This is a genomic window from Pseudomonas sp. JL3, from assembly GCF_031570575.1.
GTDB classification, from domain to species: Bacteria; Pseudomonadota; Gammaproteobacteria; order Pseudomonadales; family Pseudomonadaceae; genus Aquipseudomonas; species Aquipseudomonas cucumis.
The window spans coordinates 142,667-168,767 of the sequence record NZ_JAKWJK010000007.1; the positions used below are offsets into that span (position 1 = coordinate 142,667).

20 protein-coding genes and 1 pseudogene are annotated in these 26,101 nt (G+C 59.6%); 13 read left to right on the forward strand and 8 right to left on the reverse strand.

The genetic code is table 11. The features are described 5' to 3' along the window. Positions 1–177 (reverse strand): hypothetical protein, encoded by a 177-nt coding sequence (locus tag MMG91_RS14855; protein WP_305446630.1) that lies wholly within the window; start codon positions 175–177, stop codon positions 1–3. Between the two features lie 143 nt (positions 178–320). Then, positions 321–1,169, reverse strand: a complete 849-nt coding sequence (gene purU, locus MMG91_RS14860; protein WP_305446631.1) for a formyltetrahydrofolate deformylase — start codon at positions 1,167–1,169, stop codon at positions 321–323. 326 nt (positions 1,170–1,495) lie between these two features. On the opposite strand from purU, the gene mvaT reads away from it, so the two are divergent. Next, complete coding sequence (gene mvaT, locus MMG91_RS14865) at positions 1,496–1,873, forward strand: histone-like nucleoid-structuring protein MvaT (RefSeq protein ID WP_007933316.1); 378 nt, start codon at positions 1,496–1,498, stop codon at positions 1,871–1,873. Positions 1,874–1,972: 99 nt separating this feature from the next. Here mvaT and sbcB read toward each other — a convergent pair whose 3' ends face one another. After that, entirely contained in the window at positions 1,973–3,403 is a 1,431-nt protein-coding gene (sbcB, locus tag MMG91_RS14870; protein ID WP_310660012.1) for an exodeoxyribonuclease I, read from the reverse strand. 170 nt (positions 3,404–3,573) lie between these two features. Here sbcB and MMG91_RS14875 point away from each other — a divergent pair, with 170 nt between their 5' ends. The 8 genes from MMG91_RS14875 to MMG91_RS14910 all read left to right on the forward strand — a co-directional run bounded on the left by MMG91_RS14875 (position 3,574) and on the right by MMG91_RS14910 (position 11,518). Continuing rightward, positions 3,574–4,299, forward strand: a complete 726-nt coding sequence (locus MMG91_RS14875) for an RDD family protein (protein ID WP_310660013.1) — start codon at positions 3,574–3,576, stop codon at positions 4,297–4,299. Beyond that, entirely contained in the window at positions 4,296–5,273 is a 978-nt protein-coding gene (locus MMG91_RS14880; protein ID WP_305446633.1) for a stage II sporulation protein M, read from the forward strand. The genes MMG91_RS14875 and MMG91_RS14880 overlap by 4 nt, the downstream gene beginning before the upstream one ends. Further along, positions 5,260–6,804: a DUF4129 domain-containing protein gene (locus MMG91_RS14885; RefSeq protein WP_310660014.1), complete on the forward strand. Its 1,545-nt coding sequence runs from the start codon at positions 5,260–5,262 to the stop codon at positions 6,802–6,804. The genes MMG91_RS14880 and MMG91_RS14885 overlap by 14 nt, the downstream gene beginning before the upstream one ends. Beyond that, a complete protein-coding gene (locus MMG91_RS14890; protein WP_310660015.1) occupies positions 6,801–7,964 on the forward strand; it encodes a DUF4350 domain-containing protein in 1,164 nt (387 codons plus the stop codon). The genes MMG91_RS14885 and MMG91_RS14890 overlap by 4 nt, the downstream gene beginning before the upstream one ends. Then, the gene (locus MMG91_RS14895; RefSeq protein WP_310660016.1) at positions 7,961–8,962 is read left to right on the forward strand and encodes a MoxR family ATPase; all 1,002 of its coding nucleotides are present in this window, start codon (positions 7,961–7,963) and stop codon (positions 8,960–8,962) included. Before MMG91_RS14890 ends, MMG91_RS14895 begins: the two co-directional genes overlap by 4 nt. A gap of 148 nt (positions 8,963–9,110) precedes the next feature. Beyond that, positions 9,111–10,442 (forward strand): DUF58 domain-containing protein, encoded by a 1,332-nt coding sequence (locus tag MMG91_RS14900; protein ID WP_310660017.1) that lies wholly within the window; start codon positions 9,111–9,113, stop codon positions 10,440–10,442. Positions 10,443–10,582: 140 nt separating this feature from the next. Further along, positions 10,583–10,831 carry a hypothetical protein gene (locus MMG91_RS14905; RefSeq protein WP_305446666.1) on the forward strand — a complete coding sequence of 83 codons (249 nt, stop codon included), beginning with the start codon at positions 10,583–10,585 and terminating at the stop codon, positions 10,829–10,831. A gap of 300 nt (positions 10,832–11,131) precedes the next feature. Then, positions 11,132–11,518 (forward strand): DUF6124 family protein, encoded by a 387-nt coding sequence (locus MMG91_RS14910; RefSeq protein ID WP_310660018.1) that lies wholly within the window; start codon positions 11,132–11,134, stop codon positions 11,516–11,518. 146 nt (positions 11,519–11,664) lie between these two features. Here the strand turns inward: MMG91_RS14910 and MMG91_RS14915 are convergent, their stop codons facing one another. Both MMG91_RS14915 and MMG91_RS14920 read right to left on the reverse strand, forming a co-directional pair. Further along, positions 11,665–12,024 carry a PilZ domain-containing protein gene (locus MMG91_RS14915; protein WP_310660019.1) on the reverse strand — a complete coding sequence of 120 codons (360 nt, stop codon included), beginning with the start codon at positions 12,022–12,024 and terminating at the stop codon, positions 11,665–11,667. 243 nt (positions 12,025–12,267) lie between these two features. Then, positions 12,268–12,654, reverse strand: a complete 387-nt coding sequence (locus MMG91_RS14920) for a tetratricopeptide repeat protein (protein WP_310660020.1) — start codon at positions 12,652–12,654, stop codon at positions 12,268–12,270. 171 nt (positions 12,655–12,825) lie between these two features. On the opposite strand from MMG91_RS14920, the gene pyk reads away from it, so the two are divergent. Continuing rightward, a complete protein-coding gene (gene pyk / locus MMG91_RS14925) occupies positions 12,826–14,277 on the forward strand; it encodes a pyruvate kinase (RefSeq protein WP_223490694.1) in 1,452 nt (483 codons plus the stop codon). A 216-nt stretch (positions 14,278–14,493) separates the two neighbouring features. Here the strand turns inward: pyk and MMG91_RS14930 are convergent. The 3 genes and pseudogenes from MMG91_RS14930 to MMG91_RS14940 form a co-directional block, all read right to left on the reverse strand. Then, positions 14,494–14,670, reverse strand: a pseudogene (locus tag MMG91_RS14930) (enoyl-CoA hydratase-related protein); the annotation flags it as partial. 31 nt (positions 14,671–14,701) lie between these two features. Then, positions 14,702–15,637 (reverse strand): iron-sulfur-binding ferredoxin reductase, encoded by a 936-nt coding sequence (locus MMG91_RS14935; RefSeq protein WP_310660021.1) that lies wholly within the window; start codon positions 15,635–15,637, stop codon positions 14,702–14,704. Beyond that, positions 15,630–16,736, reverse strand: a complete 1,107-nt coding sequence (locus MMG91_RS14940; RefSeq protein ID WP_310660022.1) for a diguanylate cyclase — start codon at positions 16,734–16,736, stop codon at positions 15,630–15,632. The genes MMG91_RS14935 and MMG91_RS14940 overlap by 8 nt, the downstream gene beginning before the upstream one ends. Positions 16,737–17,162: 426 nt before the next feature. On the opposite strand from MMG91_RS14940, the gene MMG91_RS14945 reads away from it, so the two are divergent. The 3 genes from MMG91_RS14945 (at position 17,163) to MMG91_RS14955 (ending at position 26,065) form a co-directional block, all read left to right on the forward strand. Continuing rightward, on the forward strand, positions 17,163–18,686 hold the full coding sequence (locus MMG91_RS14945) for a fumarate hydratase (protein ID WP_305446672.1): 1,524 nt from the start codon (positions 17,163–17,165) through the stop codon (positions 18,684–18,686). A 216-nt stretch (positions 18,687–18,902) separates the two neighbouring features. After that, a complete protein-coding gene (locus MMG91_RS14950) occupies positions 18,903–23,396 on the forward strand; it encodes a SpvB/TcaC N-terminal domain-containing protein (RefSeq protein WP_310660023.1) in 4,494 nt (1,497 codons plus the stop codon). Next, positions 23,393–26,065 (forward strand): RHS repeat-associated core domain-containing protein, encoded by a 2,673-nt coding sequence (locus MMG91_RS14955; RefSeq protein WP_310660024.1) that lies wholly within the window; start codon positions 23,393–23,395, stop codon positions 26,063–26,065. Before MMG91_RS14950 ends, MMG91_RS14955 begins: the two co-directional genes overlap by 4 nt. The last annotated feature ends 36 nt before the right edge of the window (positions 26,066–26,101 follow it).

Here is a 26,101-nt window from a genome sequence, read left to right on the forward strand (position 1 = left end):
TCAGGCGCCCTCGGCTGTATCGTCGGAATCGTCCTGCATCTGCTCCCACAACTCGGCGGCACCAGGAAACTCCGTGCCATCTTCAGGGCTCAGGTCATCCGGATCGTATCGACTCAGACAACCCTCACCCAATGTGGCGGGCGCCTTGGAAACGGCTTTGTCCAGTGGATCAGCCATGATCATGTCCCTCTTTACCCGGATCGTTCCCATGCTCTGCGTGGGAATGCAGCCCTCGACGCTACGCGTCTGCTGCGGGAGGTGACGCAGAGCGTCACAGGATGCGTTCCCACGCGGAGCATGGGAACGATCAACAGCGGCTATCAGAACACGACGGTTTTGTTGCCGTGCACCAGCACGCGGTCTTCCAGGTGATAACGCAGACCACGGGCCAGCACCATTTTCTCGACATCACGACCGAAGCGCACCATGTCTTCGATGCTGTCGCTGTGACTCACACGCACCACGTCTTGCTCGATGATCGGACCGGCGTCCAGCTCTTCAGTGACGTAATGGCAAGTGGCGCCGATCAATTTCACACCGCGCATAGACGCCTGATGATATGGCTTGGCGCCGACGAAAGACGGCAAGAAGCTATGGTGAATATTGATGACTTTATGGGCGTATTCGCGGCACAACTCGGGCGGCAGAATCTGCATGTAACGGGCCAGTACCACCACTTCGGCTTCGTGCTGTTTGACCAGACGCGAAACTTCGGCGAAGGCCGGCTCCTTGTTCTGTGGGTTGACCGGGACATGGTAGTAAGGAATACCGTGCCACTCGACCATGCTGCGCAAATCATCGTGGTTGGAAATCACGCAGGCGATTTCACAGTCCAGCTCGTCGCTGTGCCAGCGGTGCAGCAAATCGGCCAGGCAGTGGGACTCACGGCTGGCCATCAACACCACACGTTTCTTTTGCTCCGTGTCGGTGATGCGCCAGTCCATCGAGAACTCTTCGGCAATCGGTGCAAACGCTTCACGAAAGGCTTCGATACCGAAAGGCAACGAATCGGCACGAATTTCGTGACGCATGAAGAACCAGCCACTGAGATTATCCGAGTGATGGCTCGCTTCAGTGATCCAGCCGTTATGTGACGCCAGAAAGTTACTGACTTTAGCAACGATGCCGACGCGGTCCGGGCAAGCAATCACCAGCCGAAAAGTGCGCATGAGGGGGAAACTCCAGAACTTCGCAAAGGCCGCCATTCTAGCGATTGCGCAGCAAAACTGCAGTATTGATGACGTGTGGCCTTGGCCGTAGGTCCGGTACAGGTTCTGCAAGCACCACGCCGCCCCACGCGATGGTGTTCTTGTGGGCAATCTTCAAGAGGTCAACTGTGAATATTTGTGACGCTATTTAACTGCCACTCGAATGTGTGTCCTATTCCGCAACTAATTTAAATAAAACTCCGGTTAAATGTTTACTTGATGAAACACCCTGACTATTATTGTCGCACTGTCACCTGCCATCCAGCGCCCAACATAAGGTAGTCCTCATGTCCTTGATCAACGAATACCGCGCCACCGAAGAAGCTATCAAAGAGCTGCAAGCCCGTTTGAAGAATCTGTCCCAAGACGACAAACTGCAAACCGAGCTGGAATTCGAAGGCAAACTGCGCACCTTGATGGGCGAATACTCTAAATCCCTGCGCGACATCATCGCATTATTGGATCCAGAGTCCAAAACCAAGGCTCCACGTGGCGGCGCAGTAAAAACTACCGGCACCAAGCGTGCTCGCAAAGTTAAACAATACAAAAACCCGCACAACGGCGAAGTCATCGAAACCAAAGGTGGCAACCACAAAACTCTGAAAGAGTGGAAAGCCAAGTGGGGCGGTGACGTGGTTGAAGGCTGGGCTACCCTGCTGGGCTAAGCCGCAAGCGTGTCGCAGACTGATCCGCGACCAAAAGAACGCCAGCAAAATGCTGGCGTTTTTTTATGCCTGGAATTCAAGCGCAGAGTATTTTCGATTTCAAAGACTCAAACGGTTGCGTAATACCTGGACATGATTCTGCCATTCATCCAGAACCTCTCGCTGAAACGATGTAGCACTAGTCATCAATTGGGCAACCTCTGTCAGAAAACTTCCCAGGGTATTGGGTGCGCCCCACTCAGGTGCAGTCAAACGTTTCTGACAGAATATTCGCCAGCGCTCTTGCTCTTCGAAACTCAACGTTTCGGGAAAGTTGCGTGCTCGATAACGAAACAATAATTCAGGCAAACGTTCATCATCGAAAGGCCATTGCTCTTGTGCTAAATGCGCAGGATCAGCGGTTCTGACTTGCTCGCATAGACGCCGATCCCGATCACCAATAAAACCGTCGTATAACTGTTGCTCGGGATCCAGACTCGGGGAGAAATCGTCGCTGGCGTAAATGCCCGACACTTTGTCTCGCCAAACTTGTTGTGCGTCACTTAGCCGCAGCGCTCGTTCGTGATAGAGCGCCATATCCAGCCCCAAACGTTGCTGATCTACAGGACGAAGTACGGACAAAGGCGCTACTACCGGGCACCTATTAATGTGTATGAGCTTGAGCGGCACCGGTAGCTCGCCTTCGGCCAAGTCATCACGTCGGGTATAGAGCCGCTGACGCAACGTCTCGGCATCCAGATCGAGCAACCCCTGAGGGTCCAGGTGCAGGTCACAGACAATCAGCGCGTTGCGATTACGTGGATGCCAGGCCAACGGCAGCACCACACCCACATAGTTGCGGGCCGCCGAAAAGCGCCCGGAAATATGCACCATCGGATGTAACAACCGAATTTGATCCATGACCTTTTGTTTGCTGCGCAATTGAAACAGCCAGTCATACAACTTCGGCTGTTTTTCCCGAATCAGGCGCGCCAGGGCGATGGTGGCGCGCACATCCGACAGCGCCTCGTGTGCATGCCCGTGATCGATGCCATTGGCGGCAGTCAGACGTTCGAGTTTGAGCGTGACTCGCCCCTCGTCGTCCTTGGGCCAGACGAGGCCATCGGGACGCAAGGCATAAGCCGCGCGCACCACATCGATCAGGTCCCAGCGGCTGTTGCCGCCCTGCCACTCCCGTGCGTAGGGGTCGAAAAAGTTTCGATACAGGCTGTAACGGGTCATCTCGTCGTCAAAACGCAGCGTGTTGTACCCGGCCCCACAGGTGCCGGGCGCCGCGAGCTGGGCATGAACCCGTGTCATGAAATCGGCTTCGCTCAAACCTTGCTCGGCCAGGCGCGCGGGCGTAATTCCGGTGATCGCGCACGCCGCCGGATGAGGCAGGATGTCGTCACTGGGCTGGCAATAAAGGTTGACCGGTTCGTCTATTTCATTGAGATCGAAGTCGGTGCGAATCCCCGCCACTTGCAGCGGGCGATCGCAACGGGGGTTGATGCCAGTGGTTTCATAGTCGTACCAGAAGATCGAGGTCACGGGTTGTTCCTGAACTGAAGACCGGCGAAGTCTAGGCGCACCTATGGCGCCCCGACCAGAAATCTTGTTATTCAATCATTTCTGACCACGCACCGTGCACTACATAGTTATGTCGTTTCCCCCCGAGAGGCTGCTAGCATCCGACGGACCAGGCCACATCAAGGTTGCCCATGCTCGAGACCACAGCACTGCCAGGGAACGCGACGCTGCCCCCGCCACTGGACACGCGGTATCACGTCGAAACGCCCGAAGGCATCGACTTGCCGCTGCGCCCGGCCGGGTTGATGGTACGTGCGCTGGCATTCGCCATCGACCTGGGCCTGCGTGGGTTGATTCTGGGCCTGCTGTTTATTGTGTTGGCGTTTCTGGGAAAACTCGGTGCCGGGCTGGGTTCGATTCTGCTGTTCGTGGTGAGTTGGTGGTACATGGTGCTGTTCGAGGTGCTCAATCAAGGCCGCTCGCCGGGCAAGCAATGGATGGGGTTGCGCGTGGTGCATGACGATGGCACGCCGATCGGCTGGTCCGCGTCCTTGCTGCGCAACCTGCTGCGATTTGTCGACATGTTGCCGTTCGGCTACTTTCTCGGGGCAATCAGCTGCCTGCAACATCCCACCTTCAAACGCCTCGGCGACCTGGCCGCCGGTACACTGGTGATCTACCGCGAACAACCGCTCACCCGCCCCCAACTGCCCGATGTCCCGCCGCAGCGCGCAGCCTTCGCCCTGACGCTGACCGAGCAACGCGCCATCCTCGGCTTTGCCGAACGCCAGGGTGAACTCTCCGAGGCGCGGGCCAACGAGCTCGCCTCGATACTCGCGCAACCGTTGCAGGTATCGAAGTCACAGGCGAGGACCGAACTCAGCGGCATCGCCCGTGGACTGTTGGGGCCCACATGAAGCAAAGCCTGTTCGAAAGTCGCCACCAAGCCGAATGGGAGCAGTTTGCACTCATGCTTGAACGGCTGGAACGAGACAGGGGCGCCTCTGGAGTCGCCAGTTTCCCTAGCGATTATCGACGGATCTGCCAACACCTGGCCCTGGCTCAGGAGCGCGGCTACAGCAGTTTCCTGATCGATTCATTGCAGCAACTGGTCCTGCGCGGGCATCAACAGCTTTATCGGCATCGCAGTCAACTGGGTGCCAACGTGTTGAGTTTCATCCTCGCCGATTTCCCGCGACTGGTGCGTGAGCAGTGGCGTTTCGTCCTTGCCGCCAGCCTGTTGTTTTTTGGCAGCCTGATCGGCTTCGCGTTGCTGGTGTATCTGTTCCCGGAGCTGGTCTACAACCTCATCCCGGCCGAGCAGGTCAGTGAGATGCAAAGCATGTACGACCCCGACGCCGGTCATCTGGGGCGCTTGGCAGAGCGGGCGGCCAGCGAAGACTGGGTGATGTTCGGTTACTACATCATGCACAACATCGGCATCGCCTTTCAGACCTTCGCCAGCGGTTTGCTGTTTGGCCTGGGCAGCGCGTTTTTCCTGTTCTACAACGGGTTGATGATCGGCGCGGTGGCCGGGCACCTGACGCATATCGGCTATGGGCAAACCTTCTGGTCGTTCGTGATCGGCCATGGTGCCTTCGAACTGAGTGCCATCGCCCTGGCCGGTGCCGCAGGACTGCAACTGGGCTGGGCCTTGATCGCGCCGGGACGCTTGCTCCGCGCCGAAGCCCTGCAGCTGGCGGCGCGCAAGAGCGTGTTGCTGATCTGCGGGGTCATGCTGTTTCTGCTGATTGCGGCGTTTATCGAAGCCTACTGGTCGTCGCGGACCGGGCTCACGCCGCTGACCAAATACCTGGTCGGCGCAGCGCTCTGGATACTAGTGGCGACTTATCTACTGTTCGCCGGACGGACTCGCCATGCGCCTGAGTGATGCCAGTGTGGTGATCCGCCCGCGCACGACCTGGGAAGCCATGGACCTGGGCGTGCTGCTGAGTCAGCGCCATCGACGCCTGTTGATGACCAGTTGGGCCATCGTCACCTTGCCGATCTTCGCCCTGCTCACCTTACTGCTGTGGGATTCGCCCTCCCTCGCCGTGTTCCTGTTCTGGTGGCTCAAACCGGCGTTCGATCGGCTGCCGCTGTATATCCTGTCCAAAGCCATGTTCGGCGAAACGCCATCGCTGAAACAGGCCCTGCGCAAATGGCCGCACCTGCTCAAACCGCAACTGCTGGCCAGCCTGACCTGGCGCCGCCTGAGCCTGAGCCGCAGTTTTCTGATGCCGGTGGTGCAACTCGAAGGTCTGGCGGGCGAAGAACGCCAACAACGTTTGCGCGTGTTGCTGCAACGCAACGCGGGTGCCGCCCGGTGGCTGACGATCATCGGCGTGCATCTGGAAACCGCGCTGTGGATCGGCTTGATGGTGCTGTTCTACATGCTCTTGCCGCAACAGGTCGAACTCGACTGGGGCTGGCAGACCTTGATTACCGCCGCCACCCAAGACTGGCTCTGGCTGGAACACCTGACCAATACCTTTTACGTTCTGGTGCTGATTGTCTGGGAACCGACCTATGTGGCCTGCGGTTTCAGCCTTTATCTGAACCGGCGCACGCGGCTGGAAGCCTGGGATATCGAGCTGGTGTTTCGCCGATTGCGCCAACGCTTGACCAGCACGGTTGTCACGCTGCTGCTGGCCGCGATCCTGCTGGTGCCGACGGCGCAAAGCGTCTGGGCCGCCGAACCGGTTTTCTCACCGGACTCTGCGCGTCTACTGGACCAGCCACTGACCAGCCAGGCGTCCCGGGACAGCATCAAGGCCATCCTCGATCAGCCCCCCTTCAAGAACAAGGAAACGGTCACGCGCTATCGCTTTGGCGAAGACAAACCCGCCTCCGACACTGCGGGCAATGGTCAAACGCCCGCCTGGCTGAAGGCGCTGTTCAGCTTGCTGGACAGCCAACGCTTTGGCGCATTGGCCAGCCTGATCGAAGTGTTGCTGTGGGGCACGGTGATCGGCGCCATTGGGCTGTTGATCTGGCGTTACCGCGACTGGCTGCAGGCCTTCGTCAGCCGCCGCCCCACGTTAAATCGCAAACTCGCACGGCCATTACCGCAGCAGGCGTTCGGCCTGGACCTCAACCGTGAAACCCTGCCCGCCGACATCGCAGCCAGCGCCGAAAGCCTCTGGCAGACCCATCCCCGTGAAGCCCTCGGACTGCTCTATCGCGCCCTGCTCAGCCATTTGCTGCACGACTTCAACATGGCGCTCAAACCCGCCGACACCGAAGGCGAAGTTCTTCAGCGCGTTGAACAACTGCAACAACCTGCCTTGCTGGCCTTCAGTAAAAACCTCACCGGGCACTGGCAGAACATGGCCTACGGGCATCGCCTGCCACCGGCGCATTTGCAGCAGGAACTCTGTGACGGTTGGCGCGCGTTATTCGGCCCCGGAGCGATCCGTTGAACCGGCGTTTGTGGCTTTCGGTCGGTGCGTTCATCACCCTGCTGGTGGGCGCGCTGAGTGTTTACCTGTATTTCAAGGCCATACCCTATCCAGCAGAAATCGATCACGGCCCGTCCCCCGAAGCCCAGGCCAACCCCTATCTGGCGGCCGAGCATTTTCTGCGTAAACAGGGCCTGACTGTCAGCCACGCCAACAGCCTCGACATCTTGCCAAGCCTCGAGCCCCATCAGCGCAGTTTGTTGTTGCTCGGCGATCGGTCGAACATGTCGCCACGACAGGTGAATCAAGTGTTGAACTGGACCCGGGCCGGTGGACGTCTTTTATTCGTCGCCGAAGCCCTATGGGATGAGAAGACCGGTCAGAGCAATGACCTGCTGCTCGACCGGGTGCAGGTGCACCAGTCCCTGAGCAAAGACCTCAAGGAACCGCCGCCCGATCCTGGCGACGACCCTTACCCCAAACTGACGAAGCTCTACCTGGAGAACGAAGAGGCGCCGGCTTACGTCACCTTCGACACCGCGTTCCACCTCGACGACCCGAAAAACCTCGCCCAGGCCTGGGCCAACAGCGGCAAGGCCACGCACATGATGCAGCTGAGTCACGGGCTGGGCTCGATCACCGTGGTCACCGACGCCGACCTCTGGAAAACCCCGGCCATCGACCAGTACGACAACGCCTGGCTGCTGTGGTACCTGACGGCCGACACAGACGTGACCTTGCTGTTCAATACCGATCACGACAGCTTGCTGACCTTGCTGTGGCGCTACTTTCCACAAGCCTTGGTGGCCCTGATCGCCTTGATCGTTTTCGGGTTCTGGCACGTCGGCGTGCGCAACGGCCCGTTGCTGGAGCCGGCCCCAAGAGCCCGCCGCCAGCTTCAGGAACACCTGCATGCCAGCGCCAATTTCATGCTCCGTCACAACGGTCAGCACAGCCTGTTGCAAGCCTTGCAGCAAGACATCCTGCGCCGTGTCCGTCACCGTCATCCCGGTTTTGAACAGCTAGGCGTCGCCGAACAATGGCTGGTGATCGCACGCCTGACTGGCCAACCCACACGCGCCATCAGCCAAGCCATGAGCCCGCGACCGAAGCAGCGGCTGCCCAGCGCTGAATTCAGCCGTCAGGTCGCCCACCTGCAAATCTTGAGGAACGCCTTATGAGTGAACAGATCGAGCCCGGCACCCAGACCCACGCCGCCCAGCAGCGCCAGCGCGCCAGCCAGTTGGCCCAAGCGGTAAGGACGGAACTGCAAAAAGCCGTGATCGGCCAGAACATCGTGATCGACGATGTGCTCACCGCCCTGATCGCCGGCGGCCATGTACTGCTCGAAGGCGTGCCGGGTTTAGGCAAGACATTGTTGGTACGCGCCCTCGCTCGCTGCTTCGGCGGTGAATACGCGCGCATCCAGTTCACCCCAGACCTGATGCCCAGCGACGTCACCGGGCACGCCGTGTACGACTTGCAAACCGAGCAATTCAAACTGCGCAAAGGGCCGTTGTTCACCAACCTGCTGCTGGCCGACGAGATCAACCGCGCCCCGGCGAAAACCCAGGCGGCGCTGCTCGAAGCCATGCAGGAACGCCAGGTCACCCTCGAAGGCCGTGCCCTGCCCATCGCGCAACCGTTCATGGTGCTCGCCACGCAAAACCCCATCGAACAGGAAGGCACTTACCCGTTGCCGGAAGCCGAGCTCGACCGCTTCATGCTCAAGGTGCGCATGGACTACCCCGATGCCGAGCAGGAATTGAACATGGTGCGCCAGGTCAGCCGCTCGACCCGGGCCGACATGCTCGACGTGCAACCATTGCGCACCGTGTTGCAAGCCAAGGACGTGCTGGCCTTGCAGCGCATTGCCAGTGATCTGCCAATGGACGATCAGGTACTCGATTACGCCGTGCGCCTGGCCCGCACCACCCGGACCTGGCCGGGGTTGACCCTCGGCGCCGGGCCTCGCGCGTCAATCGCGCTGGTACGTTGCGCCCGGGCCCGGGCCTTGTTGCGCGGCGGCGAGTTCGTGATTCCCGACGACATCAAAGGCTGCGCGCTGGCCGTTCTGCGCCACCGTGTGCGCATCGCCCCGGAGCTGGACATCGAAGGGCTGGAAGTCGATCAGGTGCTCAAGCAACTGCTCGACCAAGTGCCGGCGCCTCGGCTGTGAACACCGTCATGCGGATCACCCCTGTGGCGAGGGAGCTTGCTCCCGCTGGGCTGCGAAGCGGCCCCGACATTTCTGACAGGACGAAGAGCTTGCCAGTGTTGCGCACTGGAGCGGGAGCAAGCTCCCTCGCCACAAAAGGTATGCGCCGATGAAACCCACGCGCCTGCTGCTGATCTGGCTAGCAATGCTGCTGGCCATCGGCATCGTGCTCGGCGCATTACGGGCACTGGACATCCCGATTCCATCGAGCCTTTTATCGATCAACTGGGGATTGCTGCTTGCACTGCCGGCGCTGGCGATACTCGACGCCACCCGCCTCAAACGCCTGCCCTCGCCCCACGTACAACGGCAAATGCCCGGCAGCCTGGCGCTCGGTCGATGGGGCGAAGTGCGACTGGAGATCACGCATGATTTTGCCCAGCCATTGAACATTCAAATCTTCGACCATGTACCGAACGGCCTGGACCTCGAGCACCTGCCCTTGTCGGTCGAACTTCAACCCGGTCAGCACAGCCAGATCGGCTATCGTTTGCGCCCCCTGAAACGCGGCCACTTCACCTTCGAACGCTGCGAAATCAGCCTGCCAAGTCCAATGGGCCTGTGGTCCGACAAACGCCTGTTAAACGTGATCGACAACACCCGCGTCTACCCCGATTTCGCCCGGCTCTACAGTGGGCAACTGTTGGCGGTGGATAACTGGCTCAGCCAACTCGGTGTACGCCAACGGCAGCGTCGCGGGTTGGGTCTGGAGTTTCATCAGCTACGCGAGTTCAGAGAAGGCGACAGCCTGCGTCAGATCGACTGGAAAGCCACAGCCAGGCAACGCACACCCATCGCCCGTGAATACCAGGACGAGCGCGACCAACAGATTATCTTCATGCTCGATTGCGGCCGACGCATGCGTAGCCAGGACGATGAGTTGTCGCACTTCGACCATGCGCTCAATGCCTGCCTGTTGCTCAGCTACGTCGCGCTACGCCAAGGCGATGCGGTGGGACTGAGCACCTTCGCCAGCCATCAGCCGCGCTACCTCGCTCCGGTCAAAGGCACTGGTCAACTCAACGTGTTGCTCAACAGCGTTTACGATCTCGACAGCACACAATACCCCGCCGACTATCTGGCCGCCGCCAACCAGTTATTGGCGAGACAAAAACGCCGGGCACTGGTGGTGCTGGTGACCAACCTGAGGGATGAAGATGACGAAGAACTGCTTGCCGCCGTCCAACGGCTGAGCCGTCAGCATCGGGTGTTGGTGGGCAGCCTGCGCGAAGAGGTGCTCGACAGTCTGCGGCACGCACCGATACAAACATTGCCCGAGGCGCTGGCCTATTGCGGAACAGTGGATTATATGAATGTACGGGCAGAGCTCCATGAGCGGTTGAGTGCTCATGGAATTCCGGTGCTGGATGCTCGGCCCTCAGAACTGGGAGCCGAGATGGTGACGCGGTATTTGGGATGGAAAAAAGCTGGAACGATGTAATGGCCAATCGCATATAAAGTAGTCATGTCAGGACTCCATATGAATATGATGTGCGAACACGTACGACTAGCTCTCATCCCGGAGTAATTACGAGAAGCAGCCCCCCCAAGAATCTGATAGCTCTATCACAGGAATCAATCATGGACGAGACAAAACTATTCGCTTCAATGCTAACGCAGATCAATGAGAACCAACTGGCATTGCGTGCCGCTGTAGAGGAACTATCGAATTGGGTGGCGCAGCAAGGGGCTGCCGAAATAGCGGATAACGTCCGGTGTGCCTTACAAACGCTAGATGCAAACCAAGACTTTATCTCTTTGGCACTTATTTCTATCTCCACCGATTTTCAAGAATCACAGACTCCAAAAAGGCCTGATTCTAATGGCTAGCTAACCTTCAATATTTGTAGTTTCTCCTAGGTATTACCCGATGTTCCTGATCGTGCAATAACGAGGGGCAATAAGCTCTGCTGTGTAAAAACTGACGTTCATGGCCAGTATTTGCTTGTTGTACTCTCCCTCAGGCTTCTCAAATAACCGCGCAAATGACTACAGAATGAAGCGCCTCTGCCTACAAATATCAGCGACCCAGTCTGATTGTGGGTGGTGTCCGTCCCGACATAAGGTTCTCCTGTCGCCGCCGCCCTTCGTTATTTCCGAATCGGTGGCAGCCCCAACAAGGAGTTAACCGTGATAACGCCCCGCCCCAACCTACTCAAAACCACCTCCCGTTCGCCCTACAGCACCCTCGACTCGAGAAAACTCCACGAAGCTGCCGACAGGGCCCTAGATCACTATCTCAAACGGGAAAACACTAAACCGTGCTTTGCCGAAGAACGCACCACCGAGGAACGATCCATGAAGATGTTCACCGTCGTACCTGATGCAAACCCCGAAGCCCTCATCATCCAGACCTATGAAACCTTTTCCTCGGTGAGCATTTTGCTGCTCGACCTGGCAGAAAGCCTGGACGACAAGCAGCGGCATCTGGCGATGGCGATTTATCAGATGAGTGAGATGGGGTTGATGCTGGCGGAGAGGTCGCTGGATATCGAGCGGGCGATTAAACCGACCTAGCCTTTAGGGTTTGGCCATCTGGTCTGACGCCATCGCGGGCAAGCTCGCTCCCACAGGGATCTTCGGTGAACACACGATAGGTGAACACCGCCGAAACGGTGGGAGCGGGCTTGCCCGCGATGGCGATTGTGAAGGCGCCGCAAACTTCAGGCCGAAGCAGGCAACGGCTGAAAACTAAAGTACTGCTTCAATGCCTCGACCAGTTGCCCATACTCCGGCGGTGCCCGTTGCAGGCTGAACCCGGCGTCATAGTGGTGGGGAGTTGCGTCTTCGTGGCACCACAGACAACAGGCGTTGAGGTCGATCACCTGCTGACAGTTACCGTCCATGGGGATTTTCAGGCGCAGATTAAAATCAGCGCCCACCATCATCGGCAACTGGCTGATCAACATCAGCCCGTCCTGGGACAGATTGCCCAGAAAGCCAATAGGCTTGTCGGTGACGCTGTTGAACACTTTGAGAAAATACGGCAGTTGATGCCGCTCGATCCGGCGGTCAGTGTACATGGGTCATTCGCCATGCAAGGCCCTTAAGCAGGGCCGCACTAATGCTTCGGAACGCGCCTGCTCTATTGTTTTATAGGCATAAGCCGCGCTCTCCCCGATCCTGGTGCGACAGTCCATCCCTCCGCTGTCGCTTACTGCTGCCGATCACAGGTGTTACCTCGAATTAGAGGCAAGGCTCTAAACCGATCTATTCGACTATAGCTCACCCCCGCCGGTCAGCCAGCCGTATAAGGCGCCCTCCAATCAGAACCGGGTGGGGCGCGCCACTGTTGCCGCGCTGCGGGTCGGGTAATGACCCAGGCTCTGCAAGGTTTCCAGACGGGCACGGGCGCGGTAGGCGTATTCGCTTTGCGGGTAGGACGCGATTATGAACTGGTAAGTCTGGGCCGCATCAATAAACAGCTTCTGCCGTTCCAGGCACTGGCCGCGCATCATCGAGACTTCCGGCCACACATAAGGCCGCGCGCGACTGGCGCGCTCGACCTTGGACAGTTCGAGCATCACTTGCTCGCAGTTGCCACGGTCATAGGCGCTGTAGGCATTATTCAGATGATGGTTCATCGACCAACGGGTGCAGCCCGTGACGCTGAGGACGCTGAGGGCAAGGGCGGCAATGGGCACGAATCGCATGGGGGATCTCCTGTCTTGCGCTCTGTATCGACCCGTTGTCGGAAATCTTCAGGATGTTGCTGCAAAGTTGTCGGGGTTCAATAAAGAAAGCATTAAGTAGTGCATACGAACAATGACTACACCCAAAGACCATAGTAGCCTCTGCTGGCGCTTGAACTCAGGAGTCTTTGCATGTCCGTCCGTCGTACCAAAATCGTCGCTACCCTTGGCCCGGCCAGTAACTCGCCGGAAGTTCTCGAACAGCTGATTCTGGCTGGCCTGGACGTCGCCCGTCTGAACTTCTCCCACGGCACCCCCGACGAGCACAAGGCTCGCGCGAAACTGGTGCGTGACCTCGCTGCCAAGCACGGCCGCTTCGTCGCCCTGCTGGGTGACCTGCAAGGCCCGAAAATTCGTATCGCCAAATTCGCCAACAAAAAGATCGAGCTGAAGATCGGTGATCAATTCACCTTCTCCACCAGCCATCCGTTGACCGAAGGCAACCAGCAAGTGGTCGGCATCGACTACCCGGACCTGGTGAAAGACTGCGGCGTGGGCGACGAGCTGCTGCTCGACGACGGCCGTGTGGTCATGCGCGTCGATACCGCCACCGCCACCGAGCTGCACTGCACCGTGACCATCGGCGGCCCGCTGTCGGACCACAAAGGCATCAACCGTCGCGGTGGCGGCCTGACCGCACCGGCCCTGACTGAAAAAGACAAGGCCGACATCAAGCTCGCTGCGGAAATGGAAGTCGACTACCTCGCGGTGTCCTTCCCGCGTGACGCCGCCGACATGGAATACGCCCGTCAACTGCGCGACGAAGCCGGCGGTACTGCCTGGCTGGTGGCGAAGATCGAACGCGCTGAAGCCGTGGCCGACGACGAAACCCTCGACGGCCTGATCAAAGCCTCCGACGCGGTGATGGTTGCCCGTGGTGACTTGGGTGTGGAAATCGGCGACGCCGAGCTGGTGGGCATTCAGAAGAAAATCATTCTGCACGCACGCCGCCATAACAAAGCTGTGATCGTCGCGACCCAGATGATGGAGTCGATGATCCAGAACCCGATGCCGACCCGCGCCGAAGTGTCCGACGTAGCCAACGCCGTGCTCGACTACACCGACGCCGTGATGCTCTCGGCCGAAAGTGCCGCCGGCTTGTACCCGCTGGAAGCCGTACAGGCCATGGCGCGCATCTGCATCGGCGCTGAAAAGCACCCGACCAGCAAGACCTCCAGCCATCGCATCGGCAAGGTCTTCGAAAGCTGCGACCAGAGCATCGCGCTGGCGGCCATGTACACCGCCAACCACTTCCCGGGCGTGAAGGCGATCATTGCCCTGACCGAAAGTGGCTACACGCCGTTGATCATGTCGCGCATCCGTTCCTCGGTGCCGATCTACGCGTTCTCCCCGCACCGCGAAACCCAGGCCCGCGCGGCCATGTTCCGTGGTGTCTACACCGTACCGTTCGACCCGGCGTCCTTGCCGCCTGAGCAAGTCAGCCAGGCCGCGATCGACGAGTTGCTCAAACGCGGCGTTGTGGAGAAAGGCGACTGGGTCATCCTGACCAAGGGCGACAGCTACCACACCACCGGCGGCACCAACGGGATGAAAATCCTGCACGTTGGCGACCCGATGGTCTGAGTGATCCCTCGCTGAAATACAAAAGCCCCGCCATGTGAATGGCGGGGCTTTTTAGTGATCGTTCCCACGCTCTGCGTGGGAATGCAGCCCGGGACGCTCCGCGTCCCAAGAGCGGACGCGGAGCGTCCATTGAGGCATTCCCACGCAGAGCGTGGGAATGATCGGCGTGTCAGGCTCTGTTGATCCCCGACAACGCCGCCATCGCTTCCGGCGAACGCAGCCGCTGCTGCCGGTGATCAGCACCGCATTGATGTCGGGATCGCTGTCGGCAAGCCGCAAGCCCTCCGCCAATTGGCTGTACATGGCGCGAGTCAGGGCGTTTTTCTTTTCGGGGCGATTGATGCGCAGGGTCAGCAGGCCGCGCTCGCGTTCAAACTGGATGGCATCGGGCATGGTGAGTCTCGCGTCGTTAAACGATCAGCGCTCAACCACGGGGTAGAAAGACATCCGCCAGCAGTTGATTGCGCGGCAAACCGGCCAGGTACAGGCGCCGGGCAAAGGCGTCGACGCTGTCGGGCGCCCCGCAGACTAAGGCCAGGGTTTGCCGCGAAACAAGGCGCAGTTGCGCCAAAGCCGCGGGCAACTCGGCCGCGGTCCACAGCTCGACCGTCAGGTTTTCCCGGCCGTCGGCCATGGCTTGCAGGGGTTTGGCCAGATAATGCTCACCCGCATCATGGGCCAGATGAATGACACGGATGGCGCCCTGGTGATCCTGACGCAATGCTTCGCGCAAAATACCGAACAACGGCCCCAGACCGGTACCGGCCGCCAATAACCACAGCGGTCGGGTGTGCCAGTCCGGATCGTAATGCAACGCCCCGCCGCGCAACTCGCCGAGGCGGATCGGATCGCCGATTTTCAAGCAACGCGCCGCATCACTGAATTCCCCCGGTTGGCGGCAATCGAGGTGGAACTCCAGAAAGCGGTCTTCTTCCGGCAGACTGGCCAAAGAATACGGCCGCGCCACCTGGCCCGCCCACAACACCAGATGCTGCCCCGCCTGATAGCGCAACGGCCGCTCACTGGTCAGGCGTAAACGCAACACGCTGGGGCTCAGCCAATCGCTGGCGGCCACCTGAGCAGCAAGCCCATCACGCAGCGGGTCAAAGGTTTCGACTTGCAGATCGTCGACCACCTGGCACTGACAGGCCAGCCGCCAACCCTGCTGGCGCTGCTCATGGTTCAAGGCATCGGGACGACTGTCGCTGGGCAAGCCCTCGACACATTTGACCAGGCAGGCATGGCAACTGCCGGCGCGACAGCTATAGGGCACCGACACGCCGTTCTGATTCAGGGCATCGAGCAGGTTGCTCCCTGCCGCCACTGTCCATTGGCGTTCGCCGACCCGTAACTCAGGCATCGACATTCTCCCAGGCCGCCGCGCAACGGTTACGGCCGTCACGCTTGGCGCGATACAGCGCCTGATCGGCGCGGTGCAAGGCATCATCCAGATCGTCGCCAAGCGCCAACAACGTCATACCCGCCGACAGGCTGAGGTGGGCGATCTCCAGACCGACCAATTCGACATCCATGAACGCAATGCGCAACCGTTCGCAGCAAGCAGTCAGACGTTCGGGATCGCAATCGGGCAACAGCACCACGAACTCCTCACCGCCATAGCGGGCCAGAATATCGCCATCGCGCAGGCAGGCAGTGGCCACCCCGGCGAACGCTTGCAACACCTGATCGCCGGCGGCATGGCCATGAACATCGTTGATGCGCTTGAAGTGATCGAGGTCGATCAACGCCAGGCCATGCACCACGTCGGCTTCCATGGCGTTCAACTCGCGGGAGGCCAGGCGCAGGAAATGCCGGCGGTTAAACAGCCCGGTGAGTTCGTCGGTCGCCACCAGGCCTTCGAGCTGGCGCATCATTCCGCGCAAGGTGTCTTGATGCGCCTGCAAGGCGAACCGCCGCTGACGCATACGCTGGCGCGACATCTGCACGTAACGGGCGTAAAGCACCAGCCACGCGAGCACCACAAACAGCACGCACACCTGCAACAGCGCCAGCGTCGGGTCGGGCAGCTGAAAGTGGTAGCCCTCCCACAAGGTGATGGCGCTGAAACTGAAAAACACCAGCAACGCGCAGCGCACAAAGGCCGTGCGCGAAAGATGAAACAACCCGAACAACAGAATCAGCGGGTAAAACACCAGAAACGCACCGCGCGCCTCGTCCAGATGAGCGATCAGCCAGGTTTGCCAACCCAGCCCCAGCAGTATTTGCACTTCGGTCAGGCTCGGGTCGGAAAAGCGCAGATTGCGGCCGCTGGAGAACACCGCGAACAACGCCGCCTGACTGAGCACCACCAACGCGCTGCCGATCGCCATGCCGGTGACGGACTCTTGGTAGTGACCGGTGAAAAACGCCAGCCACAGCAGCAGCAAAGCCAGGGCGTAGGTGCCAGCTGCGAGGGCAAAGCGTTTGAGCAAAAGCCGCTGGATGGCGTTATGGGTCAATCGTTGATTCACCGTGGGAAAGGGGGCTGATCGAGTGTCCTACTCTACAGGCCGGATGCCACTTTAGTGGCGTGTCTGATAAATGACCATTCAATTTTTGGGGCAGAAAACTGGCGTCAAAGCCATGACCCGCTTCCATAGGAGCCGAGCCTTGCTGCATTCCTTGTAGCCGCTGGCGAAGCCTGGCTTGCGAGGCTGCTACAGGTCCGCGTCGTGCGATAACTGGCGATCAGAACCTCCCGACCTATGCGACCAACGTTTGATTGTCAACGGATGTGCCCGCCACCGAGGCGCGGTATACTGCCGCGCCTTTTTAGCGTCGCGCCAGCATGCCCGGCGTGCCTTGAAAGGTGTCTGCGACCGACCGATGCACCCAAGCCGCAGGCACCTTATTGAATGTTCCCGTCTTTTAGAGGAGCGCGACTCATGACCGTGATCAAGCAAGACGACCTGATTCAGAGCGTTGCCGACGCCCTGCAATTCATTTCCTACTACCACCCCGTGGATTTCATCCAGGCGATGCACGAGGCCTACCTGCGTGAAGAATCGCCGGCAGCCCGCGATTCCATGGCGCAGATCCTGATCAACTCGCGCATGTGCGCCACCGGCCACCGCCCGATCTGCCAGGACACCGGTATCGTCACCGTGTTCGTGCGCGTGGGCATGGACGTGCGTTGGGATGGCGCCACCATGGGCCTGGACGACATGATCAACGAAGGCGTGCGCCGGGCTTACAACCTGCCGGAAAACGTCCTGCGTGCCTCGATCCTCGCCGACCCGGCGGGCGCTCGTAAAAACACCAAGGACAACACCCCGGCCGTTATCCACTACTCCATCGTTCCGGGTAACACCGTGGAAGTGGACGTGGCGGCCAAGGGCGGCGGTTCCGAGAACAAGTCGAAAATGGCCATGCTCAACCCGTCCGACTCGATCGTCGACTGGGTGCTCAAGACCGTTCCGGAAATGGGCGCCGGCTGGTGCCCACCAGGCATGCTCGGCATCGGCATCGGCGGCACCGCCGAGAAAGCCGCCGTCATGGCCAAGGAAGTGTTGATGGAATCCATCGACATTCACGAGCTCAAAGCACGCGGCCCGCAGAATCGTATCGAAGAGATGCGCCTGGAGCTGTTCGAGAAGGTCAACCAACTGGGCATCGGCGCCCAGGGCCTGGGTGGCCTGACCACCGTGCTCGACGTGAAGATCATGGATTACCCGACCCACGCCGCTTCGTTGCCGGTGTGCATGATCCCCAACTGCGCTGCCACCCGTCACGCCCACTTCGTGCTCGACGGTTCCGGCCCGGCCTCGCTGGAAGCGCCACCGCTGGACGCCTACCCGGAAATCGTCTGGGAAGCCGGTCCATCGGCCCGTCGTGTCAACCTCGATACCCTGACGCCGGAAGAAGTGCAGAGCTGGAAGCCGGGCGAAACCGTCCTGCTCAACGGCAAAATGCTCACCGGTCGCGACGCTGCGCACAAGCGCATGGTCGAGATGCTGAACAAGGGTGAAACCCTGCCGGTGGATCTGAAAGGGCGCTTCATCTACTACGTCGGCCCGGTTGATCCGGTGCGCGAAGAAGTGGTTGGCCCGGCTGGCCCGACCACCGCGACGCGGATGGACAAGTTCACCCGTCAGATCCTCGAACAAACCGGCCTGTTGGGCATGATCGGCAAATCCGAGCGTGGCCCTACCGCGATCGAAGCGATCAAGGACCACAAAGCCGTTTACCTGATGGCGGTCGGCGGCGCGGCTTACCTGGTGGCACAAGCCATCAAGAAATCCCGAGTGGTAGCTTTCCCCGAACTGGGCATGGAAGCGATCTACGAGTTCGACGTCAAAGACATGCCTGTGACCGTTGCGGTCGATAGCAAGGGCGAGTCGGTACACATCACCGGTCCTGCGATCTGGCAGCAAAAGATCAGTGAGAGCCTGGCGGTGGAAGTGCAGTAAACACCTCCCTCGCTGACGAAAAGGCCGGGCCGTCTCCCAGACGACCCGGCCTTTTTTTGGATAACGATTTATCCTTCGATCTAAACAGCCACTTCAACCAATCCATTCGGTCTAGAAAAAACGGTCCTACCTGTCAGATCTGACAGGTTACGTTGCGCCTGTATCTTGATAGCGTTGATCCACCCACGCCCTACCGCGTGCGCACTGGATAAAACCATGGCCGATCAAGACCTCAGCATCACGACACCGTCCATCGCGAAAAGCTCATCGATCGCCACGATTGGCAAGAGTTGGGGTGCCGTGGGCCCGACCGGCATGGCGTCGTTCGTATTGCCGATACCGGCGTCCTCCGGGCGAGGCTGGGATCCGCAACTGTCATTGACTTACAGCAGTCAGGCCGGCAATGGGCCGTTCGGCATCGGTTGGAACCTGGGACTCGGCCAGATCAGCCGCCGCACCAACAAGGGCGTGCCGCGTTATACCGATCATGACGAGATCATCGGCCACGACGGCGAAGTCTGGATGCCCGAGCTTGCCGACGACGGTACTGTCAAGTCGCGCCTCGAAAGCACCTACAACGAGGTGGACATCGGCTCGCACACGGTGGTGCGTTACTGGCCACGAGTCGAAAGCGACTTTGCCCTGCGCGAACGCTGGCAACCCCAAGGCGATGAGCCGCCGTTCTGGCTGGTGCATGGCAGCGACGGCTCGTTGCATGTCTATGGCAAAACCGCGGCTTCGCGCCGGGCAGATCCCGATAATCCGTTGCGCGTCAGTTCCTGGCGGCTCTGCGAAAGCATGAACGCCCACGGCGAACATATTTGCTTCGATTACACAATCGATGACCAAGATCCCGACCCCATCCATGACTACCGCGCTCAGCGTTACCTGCATCGAGTGTTCTACGGCAACTTCACGGCCAGCGAGCATTTATACACCTGGACCGTGGAAAACCCGGCCGAGCTGGATTGGCATTTTCATCTGGTGTTCGACTATGGCGAGCGCAGCAAGTCGCTGACAGAAAAGCCCGTGTATGACGGGGGCACACTGTTGCCCTGGCTGACACGCCCCGACCCCTTTTCGACCTATGGGCAGGGCTTTGAGGTGGGCACGCGCCGACTCTGCCAGCAAGTGTTGATGTTTCACTATTTCCCCCTCGAAACGGGCCTCGAACCGGTGCTGGTTCGTCGTCTGGTACTGGAATATCCACGCAGCACAACACTGTGGGCCTATAGCCAAATAACGGCGGCGCACTATCAGGCGTACGACGCCAGTGGTGCCGTGGAAAACACCCCACCGGTGGAATTCGACTATTCATCCTTCGTCATCAATAAAACGCCCGCACGACTGCTCGCGCTGGACAACATGCCGGGCATCGAGGATGGCCTGTATTACCAGTGCGTCGACCTGTACGGTGAGGGTGTGCCGGGTTTCCTCTGTCGTTATGACCAGAGCTGGTATTACCGTGAACCGCTGCGCGCCGCATCAGGGCCTGATGACATCGGCTACGGCCCCTGGGCAGCACTGAACAAAATTCCCGTCGCGAACAGCAACACGCCCGTGCAACAGATACTGACCGATCTGACCGGCGACGGCCGCCTGGACTGGATCACCGTGCAACCCGGCATGAGCGGCTTTCGCACGTTGAACGCGGACCGCAGTTTCGCCGAGTTCATACCGTTCACTGCGTTCCCGGTAGAGTTTTTGAATACCCTTTCGCAGCTGGGCGATCTGTCTGGCGACGGGCTCAGTTCGCTGGCATTGATCGGCCCGCACTCCGTGCGCCTGTATGCCAATCGCCGCGAGGAAGGTTTTACCCGGGCCGAAGAAGTCGAGCATAAACCGGTGGATGACCGGCTGCCGCTGTTCAGCAATTTCCCCAGCGAAGTGGTGTTGCTGGGCAATCTGTTGGGCAGCGACATGAGCGAGCTGTGCCGCATCCGGCATAACGAAATCAAATGCTGGCCCAACCTGGGGCACGGCAGGTTCGGTGAAGGCCGAGTGATCAGCGCCCTGCCGTTCGAATACGACGAATTCGATTCCGCACGGGTGCGGATCGCCGACCTCAACGGCTCCGGCGCACCGGCCCTGATCTATCTGAAATCCGATGCCTTCGAGATTTACCTGAACCGGGGCGGTAAGGGGCTGGAACAGATGCCGGTGATCGTGCCGTGGCCCGAGGGCGTGCGCTATGACCCACTGTGCCAGGTCACCTTCGCCGACCTGCAAGGCCTGGGCTGTGCCAGCCTGATCCTGACAGTGCCGCACATGAAACCGCAGCACTGGCGTTACGATTTTGTGCCGGCCAAACCGTATCTGTTGACGGCCAGCAACAACAATATGGGGTGCAGTGCCCGGGTGGTCTATCGCAGTTCGGCCCAGGAGTGGCTGGATGAAAAGGATCGGATCCTCAAGCTCAAACGCTTCCCGATTTGCCACGTGCCATTCCCCGTCCAGGTGGTCAGCCAACAACTGCAGCTGGACGAAGTCACGGGCAATTGCCTGACCCAATCGTTCAAGTATTGCCAAGGCGTTTACGACGGCCAGGAACGCGAGTTCCGCGGTTTCGGCCAGTTGGAGCAAACCGACAGTGAAACCGCCACCGGCGACGATCCTGGCTTCACAGCGCCAGTGCGGGTGTGCACCTGGTTCCACACCGGTCAGTCCATGGACAGGTCACGGGATGGCTATTTCAATCGCGACGCAGAGGCCTGCCCACTTGGCGATACGCTGTTCAGCCGCTATCACGTCAATGATGAATGCGACGAACCGGTTACGCCGCCTGACGCCACCACGGAGTACGAAATCGCCCAGGCACTGGTCGGCTCGATCGCCAGAACCGAAATCTGGGCCGCCGGGGATGACCCGGCCACAGGTCAGCCGTACTCGGTGGAAGAGCACCGCTATCTGGTTCGCAAAGTACGGCCCAGAAATCAGTATGCCGCTGCGGTGCTGCTGCCATTGGCACTGGAGAAGATCGGCTACCAGTACGAACGTTTTATCGACGACCCGATGTGCCAGCATGACGTGACTCTACGCTGGAACGGATACGGTTTGCCCACCCATGCCGTGACCGTCAACTATGCACGCCGTCGCACCGAGTCGGACACACCGCCCTTTACCGACCCCGATGAACAACAATGGTGGCGCGACGCCCATGACGAGGCTCAGGAGTTCTTTTATTTGAGCGAAACCCGCGCCCGGTTCATCGATCTGGATGAGGATCCGCAGCACTGGCGGCTGGCGCTGCCGTGGCAGCAACGTGGCAATGCGTTGGTGCTGCCCAAAGGTTCGCTGCCCGCGGGCCTCGCGCCGAATCAGGTTTCATATGAGCAACTGGCGCAGCATCAGAGCTCACCCGAGTGGAATGCCCAGCGAGTGCTGACGATGCAATCGGTTCAGCGCTACCTCAAGACTGCCGATCAGTCGCTTCTGCCCGATGGCCAGGCCGATTTCGAAGCGCTGGCCGGCCCGACGGAACAGGCACAGATGGACAAAACGGCGCTGGACGCTTACAGCGACCTGCCGCCGCCCTTCGACATCAGAGATGAATTGAGAGAAATCGGTTACACGCCAATGCCATTGCTGTTCGAAACGCAGTCCCCGACGGACGACTTGTGGTCGACCCGCTACGGTTACGCCAAGTACGACAGCCTCGATGGTTTTTACAACGTGCGTGAGTACCATGAGACCCTCAGCCACGGCGTGACCAAGGCTCAATACGATCCCTATTGGCTGGCGATCATCAACGTCGAATTGCCGGACGGTTGCACCACCCGGGTCGAATACGACTATCACGCGCTGCAACCCATACGAATCATCGATGCCAACGACAATATTCAGGAAGCCATTTACGAACCGTCCGGACAGCCCCTGGCGATCAGTTTTTACGGCACCGAAAATGGCAGTGCCGTTGGCTTCAAGCCGCTGAGCGAATTCGTGCGCCCGGAGGATCATCGTCCGGATCCGGCCATCGAGAACCCGGTGGAGGCCATACAAAATGCTGCCAGTACGTTGCGTAAGGATTTGTTCAGCTGGATGGGCCAGGTGCCGCCTTCCGTCAACCCCGAACAACTCGCCGAATGGATCGCGCACGGTGATGTCCTGGCCAGCGGGCACATCTGCACAAGCGCCCGTCAGCGGTTGCAGCAAGGCACCGACCTGACCGCGTCGGAACAAACGTTGAGCGAGTTCATCGCGACAGCTCATCGCGAGCCGGTGCACAGCGTCATCCTCAGCGCCGATCGTTATCCCGATGACCCTGTCCCGGCACAGATCCAGATCGTCAAAGCCTGCGTAGACGGCTTCGGCCGGGCGCTGCAAACCCAGCAACTGGTGGAGCCCGGCATGGCCTATGCGGTGGATGCCGACGGCCAACTGATCATCGAGAATGGTCAGTTTCTCGAGGTGTTCGCCGACCGGCGCTGGCGCGTCAGCGAACGGGTCGAATACAACAATAAAGGTCTGCCGGTTCGACAGTTCCGGCCGTTTTTTGCCAATACCCATGGCTACGTCGACGACCATTCCCTGCGTGAACTCGGCTATTTCGATCAACTGTTCTATGAGGTGTTGGGCCGGTCAATCAAACTGATCAACGCCAAAGGGTACTTCTCCCGCGAGACCTATCATCCGTGGTATCACATCAGCGAAGACTTCAACGACACTTATGAGCCGCCGCTGCCCACGCAACCGCAGGCGTCGCGCCCATGACTGCCAGTGTCCATCGGCGCACGCCCGCGCTCAGGGTGAGTGACAGTCGAGGCCTGCCGATTCGCCAGATCGCGTATCTGCGCACCATCGCCGGTGAAACGACGACCGCCCTGATGACCCGCCAACAACACGATGCAGCCGGACGTCTGGTGGCGCAGTGGGGCCCGCGCTTATCCAAACCCAACCTGACGACCGTTTATGAGCTGGCAGGCGAACCGCTGAAAGTCGACAGCGTCGATGCCGGCTGGCGCCTGAGCCTGCCGGGGCTCGCCGGGGAGGCACTGCAGCGCTGGGACGCGCGCGGCAATCACTGGCGCACGACCTACGATGATCAGTTGCGGGTGGTAACGGTCGAGGAAAACGCCCAACCGGACGTCGAAACCTTCACTTACGCCGATGCCGTAGCCGACGCCCATCACAACCTGCGCGGCCAGCTGCTCGAACAAGTGGACCCATCGGGCACTTTGCGCTTGGAGAGCTACGGCCTGCTCGGCCAGCCGTTGCGTGAAACCCGCACCTTTCACGATGCCCAGGCCTTTGCCAGCCGCCGCACCTACAGCCCGCTGGGCGCCGTGCTGGACCAGGTCGATGCCGGCGAACACCGGCAACAGTCGCGCTATGACCTCGCCGGACAACTCCAGCAGGTGCAGTTGCAAATCAACGGGCAACATGACTGGCAGCCAGTGTTGCAGAAGGTGCAGTACAACGCCGCCGGGAAAATCATCGAGCAACAGGCGGGAAATGACGTGATCAGCCGCTGGAGCTACGACCCGGCCGATGCGCGCCTGCTGCGCCAACGCGCGCAAAAAGATCAGCAGCCGGCCCTTCAGGACTTTGAATACGTTTACGATCCGGTGGGTAACATCACCCGCATTCTCGACCATGTTTTCACGCCGAGCCATTTCGCCAATCAGCGGGTCGACGGCCATCGTGAGTTCAGTTACGACTCGCTGTATCGACTGCACAGCGCCAGCGGTTACGACGACGGCCCGCCCTCGGATACCCCGGGCCTGCCGCAGCCGACTGACCCCAACGATCGGCGCAACTACACCCAGACTTACGAATACGATCACAGCGATAACCTGATCAAACTCCGCCATGTGCGCGAAGGCGCCACTCATACCCGCCAGATGTTCATCGACTCCGCCAGCAACCGCGGTGTGCGCTGGACTGAAGGTGATCCCGATCCGCAGTTCGACACACTGTTCGACCGCCACGGCAACCTCCAGGCCTTGCAGCCGGGGCAAGGCCTGCGCTGGAACGCCCGCGATCAACTGGCCTCGGTGACGCTGGTCCGCCGCGACGACGGCCCCAACGATGAAGAACAGTACCGCTACAGCCAGGGTGCGCGGGTCTACAAACGCCATGAAACCCATACCGCCACCACTAGCCATTTTCATGAAGTGCGCTATTTGCCGGGGCTGGAAATCCGTACCCGGGACAACGGTGAGGTGCTGCACGTGATTATCCTGGGCGGCCTCCGCTGCTTGCATTGGCTCGCCGGCAAACCGCCGGGCATCGACGCCGATCAACTGCGTTACAAGCTCGATGACCAGCTGGGCTCCAGCCTGATGGAGCTGGATCAACAGGCCCGGCTGATCAGCCACGAAGGGTATTACCCGTTCGGCGCCACGGCGTGGATGGTGGCCCGCTCGGCGCTGGAAGTCAGTTACAAGACCGTGCGTTATTCGGGCAAGGAAATGGATATCAGCGGCTTGTATTACTACGGCGCGCGGTACTACGCGCCGTGGTTGCAGCGCTGGGTCAGTGCCGACCCGGAGGGGGATGTGGACGGGCTGAACCTGTACGCCATGGTCGCCAACAATCCCATTCTGTACATTGACAGAACGGGAGGCATGAAAGCCTTATTCGACGTTTTGAAGGGCGTTGTCGGTTGGCTGGATAAAGCCAAAACGGCGGCGGATCAGTTGCATAACCTGGCGACAGAGTTTGACGGACTCGTCCCCGAAGGAGCCGATATCAATGAAGTTCGGGAAAGCATGACCTTTGGGAAATTCATCAAGTCCAAACATGGGATCAAAACGATATTAAAAGGTGCGATTGCAGGGGCAACGGTCGCTTCTGCCTTAGGCAGTATTGTGCCGGGCATCGGCACCGGCATTGGCGCAGGTGTGGGGATAATCGTAGGGGCAATCGCCATGCCGTTGCTGCGTTATTACTCTTTCAAGAAAGGTCTGAAGGTTGCACAAACACTGCATACGGCAGAGATCAAAAAAGGTCTGAATACTGCGGCAGACACCACTACGAAGGTATCGGAAGGGCTGGACAGCCTGATTAGCGGTGGCAACGATTTGCTCGAAAAAATCAATAACTTCACGAACAGCCTCAACACCTATCCAGAGCGTATTCAGACCCTGTTCTATACTCAGCTGGAATCACTCGCTGGCGATAAGCAGCGCGATGTCATGAAGCTGGTCAAGACGGGGATCGATCCGTTCGAGGCGATTGACACGGTACTGGCGACGGCGCAGAAGGTGATGGATACCCCCAGCGAAGCAGACGGTGTGACTGCACGATTGGCGCAATTGGCGCAATTGGCGCAATTGGCGCAGGGGGGCACTGATGAAGCGATCCGCAAACCCATTCCAAAACCCAGAACAAGGCTGAGGCAGAACCTTCAAGCGCGCATTTCCGACTCGGTCGCCTGATACCCCTGATCGCACAATTGAAGCGGTCTCTGGTGG

Excerpts from the sequence above, each read along its gene's own strand:
- MMG91_RS14855 (WP_305446630.1), bottom strand. The coding sequence starts at position 177 with ATGGCTGATCCACTGGACAAAGCCGTTTCCAAGGCGCCCGCCACATTG.
- purU (WP_305446631.1), bottom strand. The coding sequence starts at position 1,169 with ATGCGCACTTTTCGGCTGGTGATTGCTTGCCCGGACCGCGTCGGCATC.
- mvaT (WP_007933316.1), top strand. The coding sequence starts at position 1,496 with ATGTCCTTGATCAACGAATACCGCGCCACCGAAGAAGCTATCAAAGAG.
- MMG91_RS14875 (WP_310660013.1), top strand. The coding sequence starts at position 3,574 with ATGCTCGAGACCACAGCACTGCCAGGGAACGCGACGCTGCCCCCGCCA.
- MMG91_RS14880 (WP_305446633.1), top strand. The coding sequence starts at position 4,296 with ATGAAGCAAAGCCTGTTCGAAAGTCGCCACCAAGCCGAATGGGAGCAG.
- MMG91_RS14885 (WP_310660014.1), top strand. The coding sequence starts at position 5,260 with ATGCGCCTGAGTGATGCCAGTGTGGTGATCCGCCCGCGCACGACCTGG.
- MMG91_RS14895 (WP_310660016.1), top strand. The coding sequence starts at position 7,961 with ATGAGTGAACAGATCGAGCCCGGCACCCAGACCCACGCCGCCCAGCAG.
- MMG91_RS14900 (WP_310660017.1), top strand. The coding sequence starts at position 9,111 with ATGAAACCCACGCGCCTGCTGCTGATCTGGCTAGCAATGCTGCTGGCC.
- MMG91_RS14905 (WP_305446666.1), top strand. The coding sequence starts at position 10,583 with ATGGACGAGACAAAACTATTCGCTTCAATGCTAACGCAGATCAATGAG.
- MMG91_RS14915 (WP_310660019.1), bottom strand. The coding sequence starts at position 12,024 with ATGTACACTGACCGCCGGATCGAGCGGCATCAACTGCCGTATTTTCTC.
- MMG91_RS14920 (WP_310660020.1), bottom strand. The coding sequence starts at position 12,654 with ATGCGATTCGTGCCCATTGCCGCCCTTGCCCTCAGCGTCCTCAGCGTC.
- pyk (WP_223490694.1), top strand. The coding sequence starts at position 12,826 with ATGTCCGTCCGTCGTACCAAAATCGTCGCTACCCTTGGCCCGGCCAGT.
- MMG91_RS14935 (WP_310660021.1), bottom strand. The coding sequence starts at position 15,637 with ATGCCTGAGTTACGGGTCGGCGAACGCCAATGGACAGTGGCGGCAGGG.
- MMG91_RS14945 (WP_305446672.1), top strand. The coding sequence starts at position 17,163 with ATGACCGTGATCAAGCAAGACGACCTGATTCAGAGCGTTGCCGACGCC.
- MMG91_RS14950 (WP_310660023.1), top strand. The coding sequence starts at position 18,903 with ATGGCCGATCAAGACCTCAGCATCACGACACCGTCCATCGCGAAAAGC.
- MMG91_RS14955 (WP_310660024.1), top strand. The coding sequence starts at position 23,393 with ATGACTGCCAGTGTCCATCGGCGCACGCCCGCGCTCAGGGTGAGTGAC.